Genomic DNA, 14,272 nt, shown 5'->3' on the forward strand with positions numbered 1-14,272 from the left:
AAGTGACCACCGATGCAGTACCTCGTCGCGGTTGACGGTTCCGAATCGAGCATTGAAGCCCTCGAACACGCCATCGGCGTCGCGTCGCTACTCGACGCGGGGTTGACCCTCGTCTACTCCGTCGAGCCTCGAATCCTCGTCGAGGAGGGCGGAACCGCGCCGTCGTTCTCCGAGGCGAGCGAGCGACTGTACACCGAGGATATCTCCGAGGCGGAGGCGCGGGGCGAACGGGTCCTCGAAGACGCCGTCGAACGGGCGCGCGAGGCGAGCGTCGAGGCGGACTCGGAACTCCTGTACGGCGATCCGGTCGACACGATATCCGAGTACGCCGACGAGGAGGAGGTAGACGGCGTGTTCGTCGGTCACCGCGGCCTCTCGAAGCGCGCGCAGGGCTTCGTCGGGAGCGTCGCCACCGGACTCGTCGAACGCGCGAACGTCCCGGTGACCGTCGTCCGGTAGATGCTCGAACTCGACGGGAGCGACGGCGGCGGCCAACTCCTGCGGACGGCTCTCTCGCTTTCGGCCGTCACCGGCAGGCCGTTCCGCATGGAGAACGTACGGGCGGAGCGTCCGACACCGGGCCTGAAGACCCAGCACGTCGCGGCGGTTCGCGCCGTGGCGGACGCGACGCACGCGACCGTCGCGGGCGACGAACGCGGGTCCGAGACGCTCGCGTTCGCGCCCGACGGCTTCCGCGGCGGCGACGTGTTCGCCGAGGTGGAGACGGCGGGAAGCGCGGCGCTGGTCTGCGACGCGGTGCTCCCCATCGCCGCCGCACTCGACGAGACGCTCTCTCTCACCGTCACCGGCGGGACGGACGTCGAGTGGTCGCCCTCGGCGGACTACCTCCGACGGGCGAAACTCCCGCTTCTCCGCGATTTCGGACTCAACGCCGACGCCGAGGTGCGGCGGCGCGGCTTCTACCCCGCCGGCGGCGGCAGACTCGCCTTCGAGATCCGGCCCTCGAACCTCGCCCGCCTCCGTCTCCGCTCTCGGGGGACGCTACGACGCGTACTGGTGAACGCCGTCGCCACCGAGTCACTGTCGGACGCTGACGTTGCGGAACGACTCCGAGACGCCGCGGTCGAACGTCTGACCGCCGCGTCGGGGCCGAACCTCGCGGCGGGGACGGTCGAATCGACCGCCGAGTACGTCTCGGCGTCGTCGCCGGGCGCAATCGTGACGCTCGTCGCCGACTGCGAAGGGGGCCGCGCGGGGTTCGTCGGCCTGGGAAGACGAGGGGTGCCCGCCGAGAGCGTCGCCGCCGACGCGGTGGACGCCTTCGCCTCGTGGCGAGAGAGCGACGCGCCGGTGGACGCCCGCATGGGCGACCAACTGGCCGTCTGGGCGGCACTCGCGGGCGGGGAGGTGCGCGTCCCCGCCGTCACCGACCATCTGCGGACGAACGTCGAGGTGATTCGGGCGTTCGACTACGACGTGGCGGTGGAACCGGACGGCGACGGTGCCGTCCTCCTGAGTCCCGACCTGTAGGGTCCGCCGGACGCCGGTTAGACGCGCGCCTCGTTCACGGTTCGTACGTCCCTTCGAGGCGGGCCTCCTCAACGACGTGCCCCTCTATCGCGTCCCGCAGTTCGTCCTTCGACGCGCCGGGTTCCAAGTCGAGTTCCGTGTCGAGGGCGTAGACGACGAACCGGTAGGTGTGGGGGCGGTCCGGCGGGTTCGGCCCGCCGTACTCCCGTTCGCCGTAGTCGTTCTCGCCGGTCCGCGCGTCGGCGTCCTCCGGGGTCCAGTCGTCCGGCAGCGAACAGGTATCGGAATCGACCGAGATGTTCCAGACGACCCAGTGGTCCCACACCTTCCCGGCGGGTTCCTCCGCGTCCGGGTCGTCCACGAAGAGGGCGAGGGACTCGGCGTCGTCCGGGATATCCTCGACTATCAGCGGCGGGTTCGTGTTCTCTTCTTCGTAGCCGTGCCGTCGAGGGATTTCGCCACCGTCCGAGAACGCCGGACTGATGAGACGCATGAGAACATCGTTTGGAACCGGGGTACGTGTGAATTGTGGCCGAACGTCGCTCGTCGGCGGAAGAATCAGGTCCGCGGTCGGGCCGCGGCGGGCGAACGGCGCTCTCGGCGACGCGTCACTTCCGTCCGAGTATCTTGATGAGAGCCTGCGCGATCAACCCGCCGACGGTGGACTTCGTGGAGATGAGGGCGGCGCCGGCGTACATGAGCGCGCGTTTCGGCTTCTTCTGGAAGAGCGCGATACCCGCCCGCGCGACGAGCATGCCGACGTTCGCGTTTTTGAACGTGCTACCCGACAGGAACGAACTGTTGTTAGTACTCATGGGATTAGTTTCAGGCCTCCTGCGGCAATAACGCTTGAGGCCGCACCCGCAGGGACGAAAAGAGAGGGTCGGGACGGACGCGAAAAAGCCGACTACGGGGCGTAGTAGTACTCGCCTTCGCGCTTCTGTTTGCTGTCGAGTTGGGAGCCGGGCTTGTTGATGCGCGGACGCTGGGTCCGTTCGTCGCGGCGGAACGTGATGTCCAAGTCCGCGAGGAAGTCGTTCATCCCGGCGCGCATCTCCTGCGGTTCGGCGGCGTGGCCGTGTTGGGCGGGTTCGCCGTCGAACACCATCAGGCGGTCCGCCAGCAGGTCGATCATGTAGATGTCGTGGTCGATGACCATCACCGTCGCGTCGTGGTTCTCCGCGTACCGGCGGATGGCCGTGGTGGCCTGCACGCGTTGTTCGACGTCGAGGTGCGCCGAGGGTTCGTCCATCACGTACAGGTCGGCGTCCTCGGAGAGACACGCCGCGATGGCGACGCGTTGACGTTCGCCGCCCGACAGGTCGTCCAAGTTGCGCTCCATGATGCGTTCGAGTTGGAGCGGGTTCGCGACTTCGGTCTTCCAGTAGGAGGTGCCGAAGTCGTCGGTGATAGACGAGAGGAACGCGTCCACGCGCATCGGCTGGTCGATTTCGATGTACTGCGGCTTGTAGGCGATGTCGAGGTGGTAGTCGAGTTCGCCCTCGTCGGGGTCCAGAGAGCCCGCGAACATCTTCGCCAGCGTCGATTTCCCGATACCGTTCGGGCCGACGATGCCCAGCACCTCCGACTGGTAGATGGTGCCGCCCTCGACGTCGAGGGAGAACTCGCCGTCGCCGTAGGACTTCGAGAGCGCCGGGTAGTCGATGAGCGCCTTGCCCTTCGACGTCTCCCGGGGCGCGTGTTCGTGGAACGTTATCTCGTTCGGTCGGATGCGCATGTTCTCGTTCGAGAGGTACCCCTTCAGGTACTCGTTGATGCCGTTGCGCACCGACTTGGGGTCGGTGATGACGCCGTACGCGCCGGGTTCACCGTAGGCGACGTGGAGCGTGTCGGCCAGGAGGTCCAGAATCGCCAAGTCGTGTTCGACGACCAGAACCGCCCTGTCTTCGTCCTCCGCCAACTCTTGGATGAGTCGCGCGGCGGTCACTCGCTGACCGATGTCGAGGTACGGCGAGATCTCGTCGAGGAAGTAGAAGTCCCTGTCGCGGGCGAGGGTGGCCGCGAGGGCGACGCGCTGGAGTTCGCCGCCCGAGAGCGTATCGAGCGGTTGGTCCATCACCGGGGCGATGCCGAGGCGTTCGACGTAGTCGTCGAGTGCGCCGCGTTCGTCCGTCGAATCGAGCAGGTCGCGGGTGACGCCGTCGAACTGCTTCGGAATCTGGTCGACGTACTGCGGTTTGCGTGCGATGGTGACCTTCTCGCCGCGGACGCGTTCGACGTAGTTCTGTAACTCCGTCCCGCGGAAGCGGTCCAAGACCGCCTCCCACGACGCCTCCTCGCCGTAGTCGCCGAGGTTGGGTATCATCTCGCCGGCGAGGGCCCGCACGGCCGTCGTCTTCCCGATGCCGTTCGGGCCGAGGATGCCCGTCACGGACCCCGACTCTGGAATCGGGAGGCCGTAGAGGGCGAAGGCGTTCTCGCCGTAGCGGTGGACGGGGTCGTCCTGCAGTTCGGAGGGGAGGTTGATTATCTCGATGGCGTCGAACGGACACTTCTCGACGCAGATACCGCACGTCTCGCCGAGGCACACCTCCTCGGAGATGCGGATCTGGTCCGGGCCGCCGTCGTACGGTTCGTCCTCCTCGTAGTAGTCCCCCCGGGTGACGATGCACTCTTTGCCCGTCCGGTTCGGCGGGCAGAAGTTGGCGCACTCGTAGCTGCAGCGGTCGGGTTGGCACCTGTCGAGGTCGACGACCGCGATGCTGTCGTCCGCCATATTAGAGTTGGACGCCCGCGGTGAGCAGGATGGTAAACGAGATGAACCACAGCGTGAACGTCATGAACGCGACGTAGAGGTAGTCCTTCGCGCCGAAGTCCTCGACGTCCACGCCGACGAGTCGGAGAAGGGGGAACTGGGCGAGGACGGCCGCGCCGAGGAGAGCCAGCGAGAGCTGGTTCGTCGCGGCGTCCACCGTCGTCCCGACCACCGCCCCCGACGCCAACGCGGCGGCGACGCCCGCGAGGCAGGCGAGTGTGGTGACCGTGACCCCTCGGACGTGTCCCGAGAGACCGGTCTGGGTTTCCGTGGCCATGTGTATCCGTCCGGTACCCTCCGTCAAAAGGCGTTCGTTCCCCGTGCGGCGGACGAGCGTCCACCGGGCGGGGACAGAACTTCACGTTAGGAACCGGTTAGCCGTTTCCGCCGTCGCAACTCACGAAGGTTTATGCCGTTCGCCCGTTTCGATTCGTAACGATGGCTGAGGCAGAACAGGAGAGTCTCGACGACCTCCCCCCGAGTGCGAAGTTGGTTTTCAAGGTACTCGAATACAACGGCCCGCTGACCCAGAAGGGCATCGTCCAGGAGTCGATGCTCTCGGCTCGGACGGTCCGATACGCACTCGAACGTCTCGAGGGCATCGGCGTCGTAGACGAGGACGTCTACTTCGCCGACGCGCGGCAGAATCTCTATCAGTTGACCGACGCCGCCCCGAAGGCGCATCCGGCGGACGGCGACGGCGACGAAGCGGAAGCCTGCTGCGCAGAGTAACTTCGGACGCTCCCACGGCACGGGTGGGGCGCATCGACGACAGACCACCCCGGCGACCGGGCCGGGACACCGCGTCTCTTCCTCTCGACGGTCGCGTCAGCGACCCGCAGGGCCGCACGGTGGTTCCACCGCGCGAGCGTCGCGGACGGCCCGAACGGTTCGGACGGCGCGTCGGCCGGCGCGTTACGCCGGGTGGACCGTAATCCGCTGTTTGCGGTCTATCGCCTGTTCGAGTTCCTCCGCGATGGCGCTCCCGCGGGAGACTTGGATGTCGCCGCCGCGGCCGACCGTCGCGGTGAACAGGTACTCGCCGTCGGCGCGGACTTCGACCGTCTCGCCGACGTGTTCGTCCATGCGGACGACGATGTGCCGGGAGGTGACCTCCGGTTGGACAACCGTTCCGCCGTCGCCGCCCGCCCCGCCGCCGGACCCGCCCGCGGACCCGCCGCCGCGGTTGGGGTTCTCGTCGTGCGTGCGGACGTCGATGTCGATGCCGAGGCGGTCCTCGACGTCGGAGATGCGGCCGCCGCCCTTGCCGATGACGTACGAGATGTCGTCTTGGTCGACGTACACTATCGCCTTGTTCTGCCCCTTCAGTTCCACGTCCACGTGGCCGCGCGCGATGGAGCGAATCTCCCGCTCTATCTCCTGTCGCGCGAGGCGGCCGACGCCGGTCTCGGAGTCGCCCTGTCCGTCCTCGCCGGTGAGGGGGACGGTGACGACCTGCCGGTTGAACGTGTAGATTTCGTACTCGGGCTTGCCCGTCTCGAAGTCCGCGACCTGAATCACGGGGCGCGCGAGATCCTCGGCGGTGAGGCCCTCGGGCACCTTCACCTGCGTCGTCACGTCGTAGACGGTGTGGACTTCGCCGGCCTCGATGTAGACGACGGTGTCGACCACCTGCGGGATCATGCCGAGTTCGACGCGGCCGACGAGGCGTTGGAGGGCGTCGATGGCGCGCGTCGCGTGGACGACGCCGACCATGCCGACGCCCGCCAGGCGCATGTCGGAGAACACCTCGAAGTCGTTGGACTTCCGAACCTCGTCGTAGATGGTGTAGTCCGGGCGGACCAAGAGGAGGGAGTCCGCCGTCTTCTCCATCTGGCCGTCGAGCGCCGTGTACTGCGTAATCTCGGGGCCGACCTGCAGGTCGCGCGGTTTCTCCATCGTCTTGACCGCGTAGTCGTTCTCGTTGAGGAACTCGGCGACGGCCTGCGCGAACGTGGACTTCCCCGCGCCGGGCGCGCCGGAGATGAGGACGCCGCGCTGGCGTTCGCTCAGGCGCTCTTTCAGTTCCTCGGAGAACTCGTACTCTTCGAGCGACGTCTTCGCGATGGGGCGAACCGCCGTTATCTCGATTCCGTCCGCGAACGGTTGGCGGGCGACGGCGATGCGGTAGTCGCGGAACTGGACGATGCTCATCCCGGGTTCCGACAGTTCGAGGAAGCCCTCGGAACTGGTGCGGGCCGTGTCCTCGATGTCGTCGGCCCACTCCTTCATCGTCTCCTCGTCGGTCACCTCGTCGCGGATGGTCTCGTAGTGCATGTCGCCGAGAGAGCCCCGCTTGGCCTTCGGCCTCGTGCCCGTCTTGAGGTGGACGGACATCGTCTCGTCGTCGAAGAACTCCTCGATGATGAGTTCGCCGGACCCGCGGACGCGCGGTTCGACGTACTCGACGGCGATGCCCTTCGCCTTGGCGACCTCCGACTGGACCACGTCGCTCGTCAGGAGCGTCGCGCCCTGTTCCTCGGCGACCTGGCGGATGACGGCGTCGATGTCGCCCTCGTGCGCGCCGGTCGCCTCGCTCGGCTTCGTCCGCCGCCCGACGTACTCGACCGTCACCGACCCCTCGTCGTCGAGGGCGGTGAGACGCTGGAGCTCCGAGAGTCCCTCCCACCCCGTGTCGCGGCCGTCGTTGGCCTGCGATTCGAGTTCGCCGACGACAGCCTCGGGGATACAGATCGTCAGATCGGACTCCTCGGCCGACTCGATTCGCTCGGACACGCGACCGTCGATGACCGCGCTCGTGTCCGGCACTATCTTCATGCGTGGCGTTTTGAGCGGTAGACGGATAAGGATATAGATGGGAACGCGGGCCGGACGCTCCCGCGACGACCCGCCCGGCACCTCCGTCCCTCGATTCTCCGCCGGCCTCGACCTCCGCCGAGTCGGGCCGTCGTCCAGAGCCTTTTCGTCGCCCCCCGTCGGACGTTCCGACGATGACCGACGCGCGCGAGGAACTGGTCGAGTTGACGCGACGCCTCGTCTCGATTCCCAGCCACGAGGACGAGACGGCCGCCGGGGACGCGATCAAGTCGTGGCTCCGCGAGGAGACAGACGCCGCGGTGACGCGGGACGACGCGGGCAACGTGTTCGCCCGGCGCGACGGGAGCGGAGAGGGCGACGGCGACGAGGCCGGAGACAGTGACGAAGCCGGAGACGGCGACGGGGGCGCGAGGGAACTCGCCCTCGTCGGGCACCACGACGTGGTTCCGCCGGACGAGTCGCAGGTGGCGGACGGGGAGTACGTCGTGGAGACGCGCGGGGGGCGCATCTACGGCCGCGGCACCGCCGACATGAAGGGCGCGGTGGCGGCGTCGATGCTCGCCTTCCGGGACGCCGCGCCGGCGGGGCGACTCACGTTCGTCTCGTTCGTCGGCGAGGAGGTCGGCGGCGAGGGCGCGCGGGCCGCGATAGACGAGGGGTTCGCGCCGGACGCCGCCGTCGTCGGCGAGGGGTCTACAAACTACTCCGGCGACGACGTGACGGACGTGGCCGTCGCCCACAAGGGTCGGCGGGGGTCGACCGTCACCGCGCGCGGGTCGGCGGCGCACGCGAGCGAACCCGAGGCGGGCGAGAACGCCGTCTACCGCGCCTGCGACGCCGTGGACGTGATACGGGGGCTGGAGTTCCCCGCGGCCGACGTGTTCGGCGAACGCCTCCGCGGGAGCGTCGCGGTCACGGAGATAGACGGCGGGTCGGCGTGGAACGTCGTCCCCGAGGCGTGCGAGGTGACCGTGGACGAGCGGACCGTCCCCGGCGAACGCGCGCCCCTCGAACGCGTCGAGGAGATTCCCGGCGTCGAGTGGACCGTCGACCAGGACCTGCCGCCGATGGCCTGCGAGGACGAGGCGTTCGCCGACGCCGTCCTCGCCGCCGCCGACGAGGCGCAGGCGGCGACGCCGGAGCTCGTGACGAAACCCCACGCGACGGACGCCGGGTGGTTGGCCGCCGCGGGCACCGCCTGCGTCGTCTGCGGGGCGGCCGAACCGGGCGAGGCGCACACCGCCTCCGAGAGCGTCTCGATCGACGTTCTGGAGCGGTGTTACCGCATCTACCGCGGCGCGGCCGAACGCTGGCCCGCCGAGTGAGCCGTTCCGTCCACCTCGGGCGGTGAACCGGTCGCCTCGTCCGCATACGTCGGGTTGATAACGCGGGACGTACATCGAACGAGATATGGCGACAGACGCAACCGGCGACGCCGACTCCGCCCCCGACGCGTACTCGGAACTCCTCGCGAAGTACGAGCGCGTCGCGAACGTGCAGAACGCCGCCGGTATCCTCTCGTGGGACCAGCAGGTGATGATGCCCGACGAGGGCACGCCGGCGCGCTCTCAGCAGCTCTCGACGCTCTCTTCGCTCTCGCACGAACTGCTCACCGAGGACGAGGTGGGCGAGCTGCTGGACCGACTCGAATCGTCGGAGTTGACCGACGAGCAGGCGGCCGTCGTTCGCGAGATCCGGCGGAAGTACGACCGAGCGAACAGCGTCCCGACGGAGCTCGTCGAGGAGATTTCGACCACCTCCTCGGAGGCGCTTCCGGCGTGGAAGGAGGCGAAAGCCGAGGACGACTTCTCGAAGTTCGCGCCGTACTTAGAGAAGCACGTCGAACTCAAGCGGGAGTACGCCGAGCACATCGACCCCGACAAGGACCCCTACGAGGTGCTGTTCGAGGACTTCGAGCCGTGTCTCCCCCTCGAACAGGCCGAGTCCATCCTCGAAGAGCTCCGCGACACTTTGGTGCCGATGATAGAGCGGATTCGGGAGTCCGACGCCGAGCTCGCCACGGACGCGTTCTCCTCGAAGGGGACGTACGACGAGGCGGCGCAGGAGGAACTCTGCCGCGACGCCCTCTCGACGCTCGGGTACCCGTGGGAACGCGGCCGCCTCGACGTGGCCCCCCACCCGTTCTCCTCGGGAACGACGTTCGACGCCCGCGTGACGACCCGATTCGACGAGGCGGACCCCCTCGGGGCGGTCACCTCCACCATCCACGAGTTCGGCCACGCGAACTACACCCTCGGCCTGCCGGACGAGGAGCACGCGACGCCCCTCGGGGAGTCCCGCGACCTGTCGGTCCACGAGTCCCAGTCGCGCCTCTGGGAGAACCACGTCGGACGCTCGGAGGCGTTCTGGAAGCTGTTCCTGCCGACGTTCAAGGAACACTTCGAACAGGCCGAGGACGTGACCGTCGAGGAGGCGTACGAGGCGGCGAATCAGGTGTACGAGGACAACCTCATCCGCGTCGAGGCGGACGAACTCACCTACCACCTCCACATCATCGTCCGGTTCGAGATAGAGCGCGCGCTGATTTCGGGCGAACTCGACGTGGAGGACGTGCCCGAGGTGTGGAACGACAAGTACGAGGAGTACCTCGGCGTCCGGCCCGAGACGGACTCCGAGGGCTGCCTGCAGGACATCCACTGGAGCCACGGTAACTTCGGCTACTTCCCGACGTACTCGCTCGGGTCGGTGATGGCCGCGCAACTGTTCGCCGCCGCCGAGGACGACATCGGCGACGTGTACGCGCGGGTCGAGGAGGGCGACTTCGAGGCCCTCCACGAGTGGCTGACCGAGAACGTCCACCGCCACGGGTCGAAGTACGAGACGAACGAACTCGTCGTCGAAGCGACGGGGAAGGACTTCGCCGCCGACGACTTCGTGGCGTACGTCACCGAGAAGTACGGCGACCTGTACGACCTCGACTGAACCCCGAACGGCGTCGTCTTCGGAAACTGCGTCCTCCCTCTTCCGAAGAACGAGTACGGTTACCGGGTACGGTAACGGGTTTTCAAATAAGAAACCCTCTCACTAGTAGTCGGTTTATCTGATTTACCAGCACGCACATTTATCAACTACCAATATACTCATCTGAGCGAGGATGACAGACGCATCGGATTTAGTGGGGGAGAAGAAGAGGGGAGGACAAAGGAGCGGGCGCGCTCGGAGGACGGGCGCAGCGGAACCCATCGAGCCCCGAATCAACCTCGGTTGCGGCAGCGATAAGATGGACGATTGGCACAACGTCGATATAGTGCCCGAAGCGGACCCCGACGAAGTCGTGGACTTAAACGAGACCCCGTGGCCGTGGCCGAATTCGTTGTTCGACGAAGTCCTGGCGAGCAATGTGCTCGAACATCTCGACGACCAACACGCTGCACTCCACGAACTACGGAGAATCACGAAGCCGGGGGGTCGAATCGAAGTGCGAGTGCCGCATCCGAACTCGCCGGGTTTCTGGGCAGACCCGACACACGTGTCCCCGCTCTGCGAGCAGACCTTTACGCATTATCTCGCCCCGGATTGGGAGGTAGAAGAAGTGCGTGTCTCGCGAGTTCGGTTCGGTCGATTGTTCCCAGAGAGCATCGCTTTGCGCTTGGCAGACCACATCGGTCACGTTGTCGATGAGATAACCGTTGTCCTGCGGGTCTGAGCGCCGACTCGCTGCGGTGCAGTCGGATACGCTCGTGTGCTGTAGACTGACTCGTCCGCGTCGTCCCCGTCGGTCACCGTAGGTAGATACGTTCCTCGCTTCCGCTGACGGGGAGTGTCGCGCCTCTCAGAGCAATAGCCGCCGGTAACTCTCGGGAGAGATGGGATGATGCAACAAGACTAAGTAATGATAACCCATACCACAGTCCGTATGGCTTCTGCACCGAACCCCGACGACGCACTGTTCGACCAGTTCCTGGACGACCGCGGCCACGAGGTGACAGAGTCCGACTGGGAGGCGTCTTACAACAAGAAGCAGTGCCCGGAATGCGGTGCGTTACACGACCAGTCCGCCGACGACTGCACGGTCTGCGGGTGGGACCCGTTGGCCTGAGCCGGGGGGTGTCTTTAATCGAATCGCACTATCAGAGAAAGCAGGCTATTTATCACCGGTTAGGGCGTGAACGTGTACAATGACCGACTCCGACGCGACCGTCACCCGTCTCTTCGGGGGACCGGGGAGCGGGAAGACGACCGCCCTCCTCGACCGAGTCGAGGGAATCCTCGAAGACGACGACGTTAGCATCCGCGACATCCTCGTCGTCTCGTACACCCGCGCGGCCGCCGCAGAGATTCGGGAACGACTCGCCGAACGACTCGACGTCTCGCCGCGCGCCCTGAAGGGCAACGTGGCGACGATGCACGCGAAGGCGTACGAACTGCTCGACCTCTCGCGCAACGACGTGGTCGGCGAGAAGGACAAGACCGAGTTCTGCGAGGAGTACGGAATCGAGTTCGAGGACCAGTACGGCGGCGCGGGCCGCCGGACCGCCCGTTCGACGACGCTCGGGAACAAGATAATCGCCACGAGCCAGTGGCTCCAGCGCACCCGCCGCGACGTGGCCGACTGGTACGACGTGCCGTTCCAGTGGAACGTCGAGGAGGTTCGCCTCCCGCCGGACGTGGACCCCAACGCCCAGGAGGGCAACAAGTACACGCCGACGTGGCCCTCCGACGACGACAGGGTGGACGTGCCGGAGGCCATCCGCGCGTGGCGGTCGTACAAGGGTAACAACGGACTCGTCGGCTTCGCGGACATGCTCGAACGGGTGCGACAGCGTTCGCTCGTCCCCCACGTCGATTACCTCGTCATCGACGAGTTCCAGGACATCACGACGCTCCAGTACGACGTCTACGAGGAGTGGAAGCCGCACATGAAGCGCGTCCTCATCGCCGGCGACGACGACCAGGTCGTCTACGCGTGGCAGGGCGCGGACCCGAACCTCCTCTTGGACGCCGAACGCGACGAGGACGTGGTGCTACCGAACTCCTACCGCCTCCCCTCGCGCATCCTCAACGTCGTCAATCGGGAGATTCGCCACATCGACAAGCGGCAGGAGAAGGACCTCAAACCGCGCAAGGAGGGCGGAACGGTCGAGGGCATCCAGTCGCCGTCGATGCTCGACCTCGCGCGGAACGTCCGGTACACCATCGAACAGAGCGAGGACGAGGAGAGCATCATGGTGCTGTTCCGCGCGCGCTACCAGATGTTCCAGTTCATCGACGAGTTCCTGCCGTTGGGGATGCCCTTCTCCGTCCTGACGGACCAGCGGATGTGGACCGACCGCCTCACGCAGTACGTCCGCGCCATCGAGAAGACCGAACAGGGCGAACCCGTCAACGGCCTCGAAGCGCGACGCCTCGCCGACATGCTGCAGGACTCGGCGTTCGGGTCGAACGAGCGAGACGAACTGTTCGACTACATCGACGAGAAGAAAGAGGAGGCGGGCGTCGAGGACCTGACCGAGATACAGATAGAGACGGACGCGGTGAAGAACTTCGCCCCGTTCCTCCCCGATAGCGCGTCCGCGGGCGACATGGTTCGGAAGGTGACCTCCTTCCAGCGGAAGTCCGTCGAGGCGTACTTCTCCGGGGAGTACGAGGGGATGGACCCCAATCAGGTCCGCGTCGGTACCATCCACTCCGCGAAGGGCCGGGAGGCCGACCACGTGTTCGTCGCCACGGACCTCACCGAGAAGGTGGTCGAACAGATGGCCGCCTCCGTGGACGACGAGGAGGTCGAGGGCGTCGAGGAGTTCACGTCCTCGACGAGTCCCGTCCCCATCCTGACGGACAACGAACGCCGCGTCTTCTACGTCGGCATGTCCCGCGCCCGCGAGCGTCTCGTCCTCTTGGAGAACCTCGTCACCGGCGCGCCGACGCTCCCGGTGAGCGTCCTCCTGCACAACGAACTCCGCGAGGACTCCATCGAGGACCTCCTCGAAGCGGCCCAAGAGGAGACGGACGCGCCGGCGCCGGAACCGGACCCGTAGCCCGCGATGACCGACCGGCAATCGGGCAGTTCGACCGCCGGCGGGGACGGTTCGACCGACCCCGCGATTCCCGCGCCCGAGACGAACCTCGACGTTCTGGACGAGGCGCTTTCCGACGCCGACGCCGTCGCCTTCGTCCACGTCGGCGACCGGTTCGACGACGACCTGCGGTACCTGACGCGCTTCTCCGGCCCCGACCGCGAGTACGCGTTCGTCTACACGTCCGAGGGCGGCGTCCTCTGCGCGCCGTCGCTGTTCGAGGCGCAGGCGCGCCGCGAGTTCGACGGCGAGGTTCGGACGGCGAACGCCGGCGATCCGGCGGGCGTCCGCGCCCGGGCCGTCCTCGACGACCTGACCGATGGTGGGACAATTCTTGCGCCGCAGTCGATTCCGCACGACGCGGCGGTGTACCTCGAACGCGGCGGGTACGACGTGGCTTCCACGGACGCCGTCGCCGCCGCCCGCGCGGTCAAGACCGACGCCGAACTGGACTGCCTCCGGCGCGTCCAACGCGCCGCCGCGGCGGGGATGCGCCGCGCGGAGGCGGTCCTCGCGGACTCGACGCCAGAGGGCGAGGAACTCCGCTGGGAGGGCGACACCCTCACGACGGAACGCCTCCGGCGCGAGGTGAACGCCGAACTGGCGGCGCGCGGCGCGACGGACGCCGGAAACACCGTCGTCGGTGCGGGGCCGACCTGCGCGGACCTCCACTACACCGGCACGGCGGCGATTCGGCCGGGCGAGACGGTCCTCCTCGATATCTCGCCGCGCGGCCCGCACGGCTACTACGGCGACCTCTCGCGGACGTACGTCGTCGACAGCGACGGCGGGTGGGAGCGCCGGGCGTACGTCGCCGTCGAGTCCGCCTTAGACGTCGCCCTCTCGACGGTCGAACCGGGCGTCCCCGCGCGGACGGTGCACGCCGAGACGGCCGCCGAACTCGCCGCATACGGCTTCGACCCCGACGCCGCGGAGGGCGAGGCGGGGTTCACCCACGGCGCGGGGCACGGCGTCGGCCTCTCGCTTCACGAGGGGCCGTCGCTCCGCGAGGGGACCGAACTCCGACCCGGCCACGTCGTCACGCTCGAACCGGGCGTGTACGACCCCGAACGGGGCGGTGTGCGCTTAGAAGAACTCGTCGTCGTCACCGACGACGGCTGTGAGATACTCGGCGAGTACCCGCGGTCGTTCGCGCCGCGAGAGGAGTGAGCGTCGGTAGCGGGGTCCC

Annotated in this window: 14 protein-coding genes; 9 read left to right on the top strand and 5 right to left on the bottom strand. The window is 67.2% G+C overall.

Annotated features, from left to right (window positions below; all coding sequences use genetic code 11):
* Window positions 1–12: 12 nt before the first annotated feature.
* Window positions 13–459 (top strand): universal stress protein, encoded by a 447-nt coding sequence (locus ACFQEV_RS17220; RefSeq protein ID WP_379698725.1) that lies wholly within the window; start codon window positions 13–15, stop codon window positions 457–459.
* Window positions 460–1,491, top strand: a complete 1,032-nt coding sequence (gene rtcA, locus ACFQEV_RS17225; RefSeq protein WP_379698727.1) for an RNA 3'-terminal phosphate cyclase — start codon at window positions 460–462, stop codon at window positions 1,489–1,491.
* A 34-nt stretch (window positions 1,492–1,525) separates the two neighbouring features.
* Here the strand turns inward: rtcA and ACFQEV_RS17230 are convergent, their stop codons facing one another.
* The 4 genes from ACFQEV_RS17230 to ACFQEV_RS17245 form a co-directional block, all read right to left on the bottom strand.
* Window positions 1,526–1,984, bottom strand: coding sequence for a YbhB/YbcL family Raf kinase inhibitor-like protein (locus ACFQEV_RS17230; protein ID WP_379698729.1), 459 nt, complete (start codon window positions 1,982–1,984; stop codon window positions 1,526–1,528).
* A 115-nt stretch (window positions 1,985–2,099) separates the two neighbouring features.
* On the bottom strand, window positions 2,100–2,306 hold the full coding sequence (locus ACFQEV_RS17235; RefSeq protein WP_379698731.1) for a hypothetical protein: 207 nt from the start codon (window positions 2,304–2,306) through the stop codon (window positions 2,100–2,102).
* 92 nt (window positions 2,307–2,398) lie between these two features.
* The gene (locus ACFQEV_RS17240; RefSeq protein WP_379698733.1) at window positions 2,399–4,228 is read right to left on the bottom strand and encodes a ribosome biogenesis/translation initiation ATPase RLI; all 1,830 of its coding nucleotides are present in this window, start codon (window positions 4,226–4,228) and stop codon (window positions 2,399–2,401) included.
* Between the two features lies 1 nt (window position 4,229).
* Complete coding sequence (locus tag ACFQEV_RS17245; RefSeq protein ID WP_379698735.1) at window positions 4,230–4,544, bottom strand: EMC6-like membrane protein; 315 nt, start codon at window positions 4,542–4,544, stop codon at window positions 4,230–4,232.
* 161 nt (window positions 4,545–4,705) lie between these two features.
* Between ACFQEV_RS17245 and ACFQEV_RS17250 the strand changes: the two genes are divergently transcribed.
* Window positions 4,706–4,999 carry a MarR family transcriptional regulator gene (locus ACFQEV_RS17250; protein WP_092538018.1) on the top strand — a complete coding sequence of 98 codons (294 nt, stop codon included), beginning with the start codon at window positions 4,706–4,708 and terminating at the stop codon, window positions 4,997–4,999.
* A gap of 183 nt (window positions 5,000–5,182) precedes the next feature.
* Here the strand turns inward: ACFQEV_RS17250 and ACFQEV_RS17255 are convergent, their stop codons facing one another.
* Window positions 5,183–7,045: a PINc/VapC family ATPase gene (locus tag ACFQEV_RS17255; RefSeq protein ID WP_379698737.1), complete on the bottom strand. Its 1,863-nt coding sequence runs from the start codon at window positions 7,043–7,045 to the stop codon at window positions 5,183–5,185.
* A 173-nt stretch (window positions 7,046–7,218) separates the two neighbouring features.
* Here ACFQEV_RS17255 and ACFQEV_RS17260 point away from each other — a divergent pair, with 173 nt between their 5' ends.
* The 6 genes from ACFQEV_RS17260 to ACFQEV_RS17285 all read left to right on the top strand — a co-directional run bounded on the left by ACFQEV_RS17260 (window position 7,219) and on the right by ACFQEV_RS17285 (window position 14,253).
* Window positions 7,219–8,370: a M20 family metallopeptidase gene (locus tag ACFQEV_RS17260; protein ID WP_379698739.1), complete on the top strand. Its 1,152-nt coding sequence runs from the start codon at window positions 7,219–7,221 to the stop codon at window positions 8,368–8,370.
* Between the two features lie 85 nt (window positions 8,371–8,455).
* Window positions 8,456–9,988 carry a carboxypeptidase M32 gene (locus ACFQEV_RS17265; RefSeq protein WP_379698741.1) on the top strand — a complete coding sequence of 511 codons (1,533 nt, stop codon included), beginning with the start codon at window positions 8,456–8,458 and terminating at the stop codon, window positions 9,986–9,988.
* Window positions 9,989–10,160: 172 nt separating this feature from the next.
* Window positions 10,161–10,712: a class I SAM-dependent methyltransferase gene (locus tag ACFQEV_RS17270; protein WP_379698743.1), complete on the top strand. Its 552-nt coding sequence runs from the start codon at window positions 10,161–10,163 to the stop codon at window positions 10,710–10,712.
* Window positions 10,713–10,922: 210 nt separating this feature from the next.
* On the top strand, window positions 10,923–11,105 hold the full coding sequence (locus ACFQEV_RS17275; RefSeq protein WP_379698745.1) for an HVO_0416 family zinc finger protein: 183 nt from the start codon (window positions 10,923–10,925) through the stop codon (window positions 11,103–11,105).
* A 79-nt stretch (window positions 11,106–11,184) separates the two neighbouring features.
* Window positions 11,185–13,044, top strand: a complete 1,860-nt coding sequence (locus tag ACFQEV_RS17280; RefSeq protein WP_379698747.1) for a UvrD-helicase domain-containing protein — start codon at window positions 11,185–11,187, stop codon at window positions 13,042–13,044.
* Between the two features lie 6 nt (window positions 13,045–13,050).
* Window positions 13,051–14,253, top strand: coding sequence for a M24 family metallopeptidase (locus tag ACFQEV_RS17285; RefSeq protein WP_379698749.1), 1,203 nt, complete (start codon window positions 13,051–13,053; stop codon window positions 14,251–14,253).
* Window positions 14,254–14,272: the final 19 nt, after the last annotated feature.

This window comes from Halopelagius fulvigenes (genome assembly GCF_042662625.1).
Lineage (GTDB): Archaea > Halobacteriota > Halobacteria > Halobacteriales > Haloferacaceae > Halopelagius > Halopelagius fulvigenes.

Bases quoted from the DNA above. Each gene is read 5' to 3' on its own strand.
- ACFQEV_RS17220 (WP_379698725.1), top strand. From the start codon at position 13: ATGCAGTACCTCGTCGCGGTTGACGGTTCCGAATCGAGCATTGAAGCC.
- ACFQEV_RS17255 (WP_379698737.1), bottom strand. From the start codon at position 7,045: ATGAAGATAGTGCCGGACACGAGCGCGGTCATCGACGGTCGCGTGTCC.
- ACFQEV_RS17265 (WP_379698741.1), top strand. From the start codon at position 8,456: ATGGCGACAGACGCAACCGGCGACGCCGACTCCGCCCCCGACGCGTAC.
- ACFQEV_RS17230 (WP_379698729.1), bottom strand. From the start codon at position 1,984: ATGCGTCTCATCAGTCCGGCGTTCTCGGACGGTGGCGAAATCCCTCGA.
- ACFQEV_RS17275 (WP_379698745.1), top strand. From the start codon at position 10,923: ATGGCTTCTGCACCGAACCCCGACGACGCACTGTTCGACCAGTTCCTG.
- ACFQEV_RS17235 (WP_379698731.1), bottom strand. From the start codon at position 2,306: ATGAGTACTAACAACAGTTCGTTCCTGTCGGGTAGCACGTTCAAAAAC.
- ACFQEV_RS17250 (WP_092538018.1), top strand. From the start codon at position 4,706: ATGGCTGAGGCAGAACAGGAGAGTCTCGACGACCTCCCCCCGAGTGCG.
- ACFQEV_RS17245 (WP_379698735.1), bottom strand. From the start codon at position 4,544: ATGGCCACGGAAACCCAGACCGGTCTCTCGGGACACGTCCGAGGGGTC.
- ACFQEV_RS17260 (WP_379698739.1), top strand. From the start codon at position 7,219: ATGACCGACGCGCGCGAGGAACTGGTCGAGTTGACGCGACGCCTCGTC.
- ACFQEV_RS17280 (WP_379698747.1), top strand. From the start codon at position 11,185: ATGACCGACTCCGACGCGACCGTCACCCGTCTCTTCGGGGGACCGGGG.
- ACFQEV_RS17240 (WP_379698733.1), bottom strand. From the start codon at position 4,228: ATGGCGGACGACAGCATCGCGGTCGTCGACCTCGACAGGTGCCAACCC.
- ACFQEV_RS17270 (WP_379698743.1), top strand. From the start codon at position 10,161: ATGACAGACGCATCGGATTTAGTGGGGGAGAAGAAGAGGGGAGGACAA.
- rtcA (WP_379698727.1), top strand. From the start codon at position 460: ATGCTCGAACTCGACGGGAGCGACGGCGGCGGCCAACTCCTGCGGACG.
- ACFQEV_RS17285 (WP_379698749.1), top strand. From the start codon at position 13,051: ATGACCGACCGGCAATCGGGCAGTTCGACCGCCGGCGGGGACGGTTCG.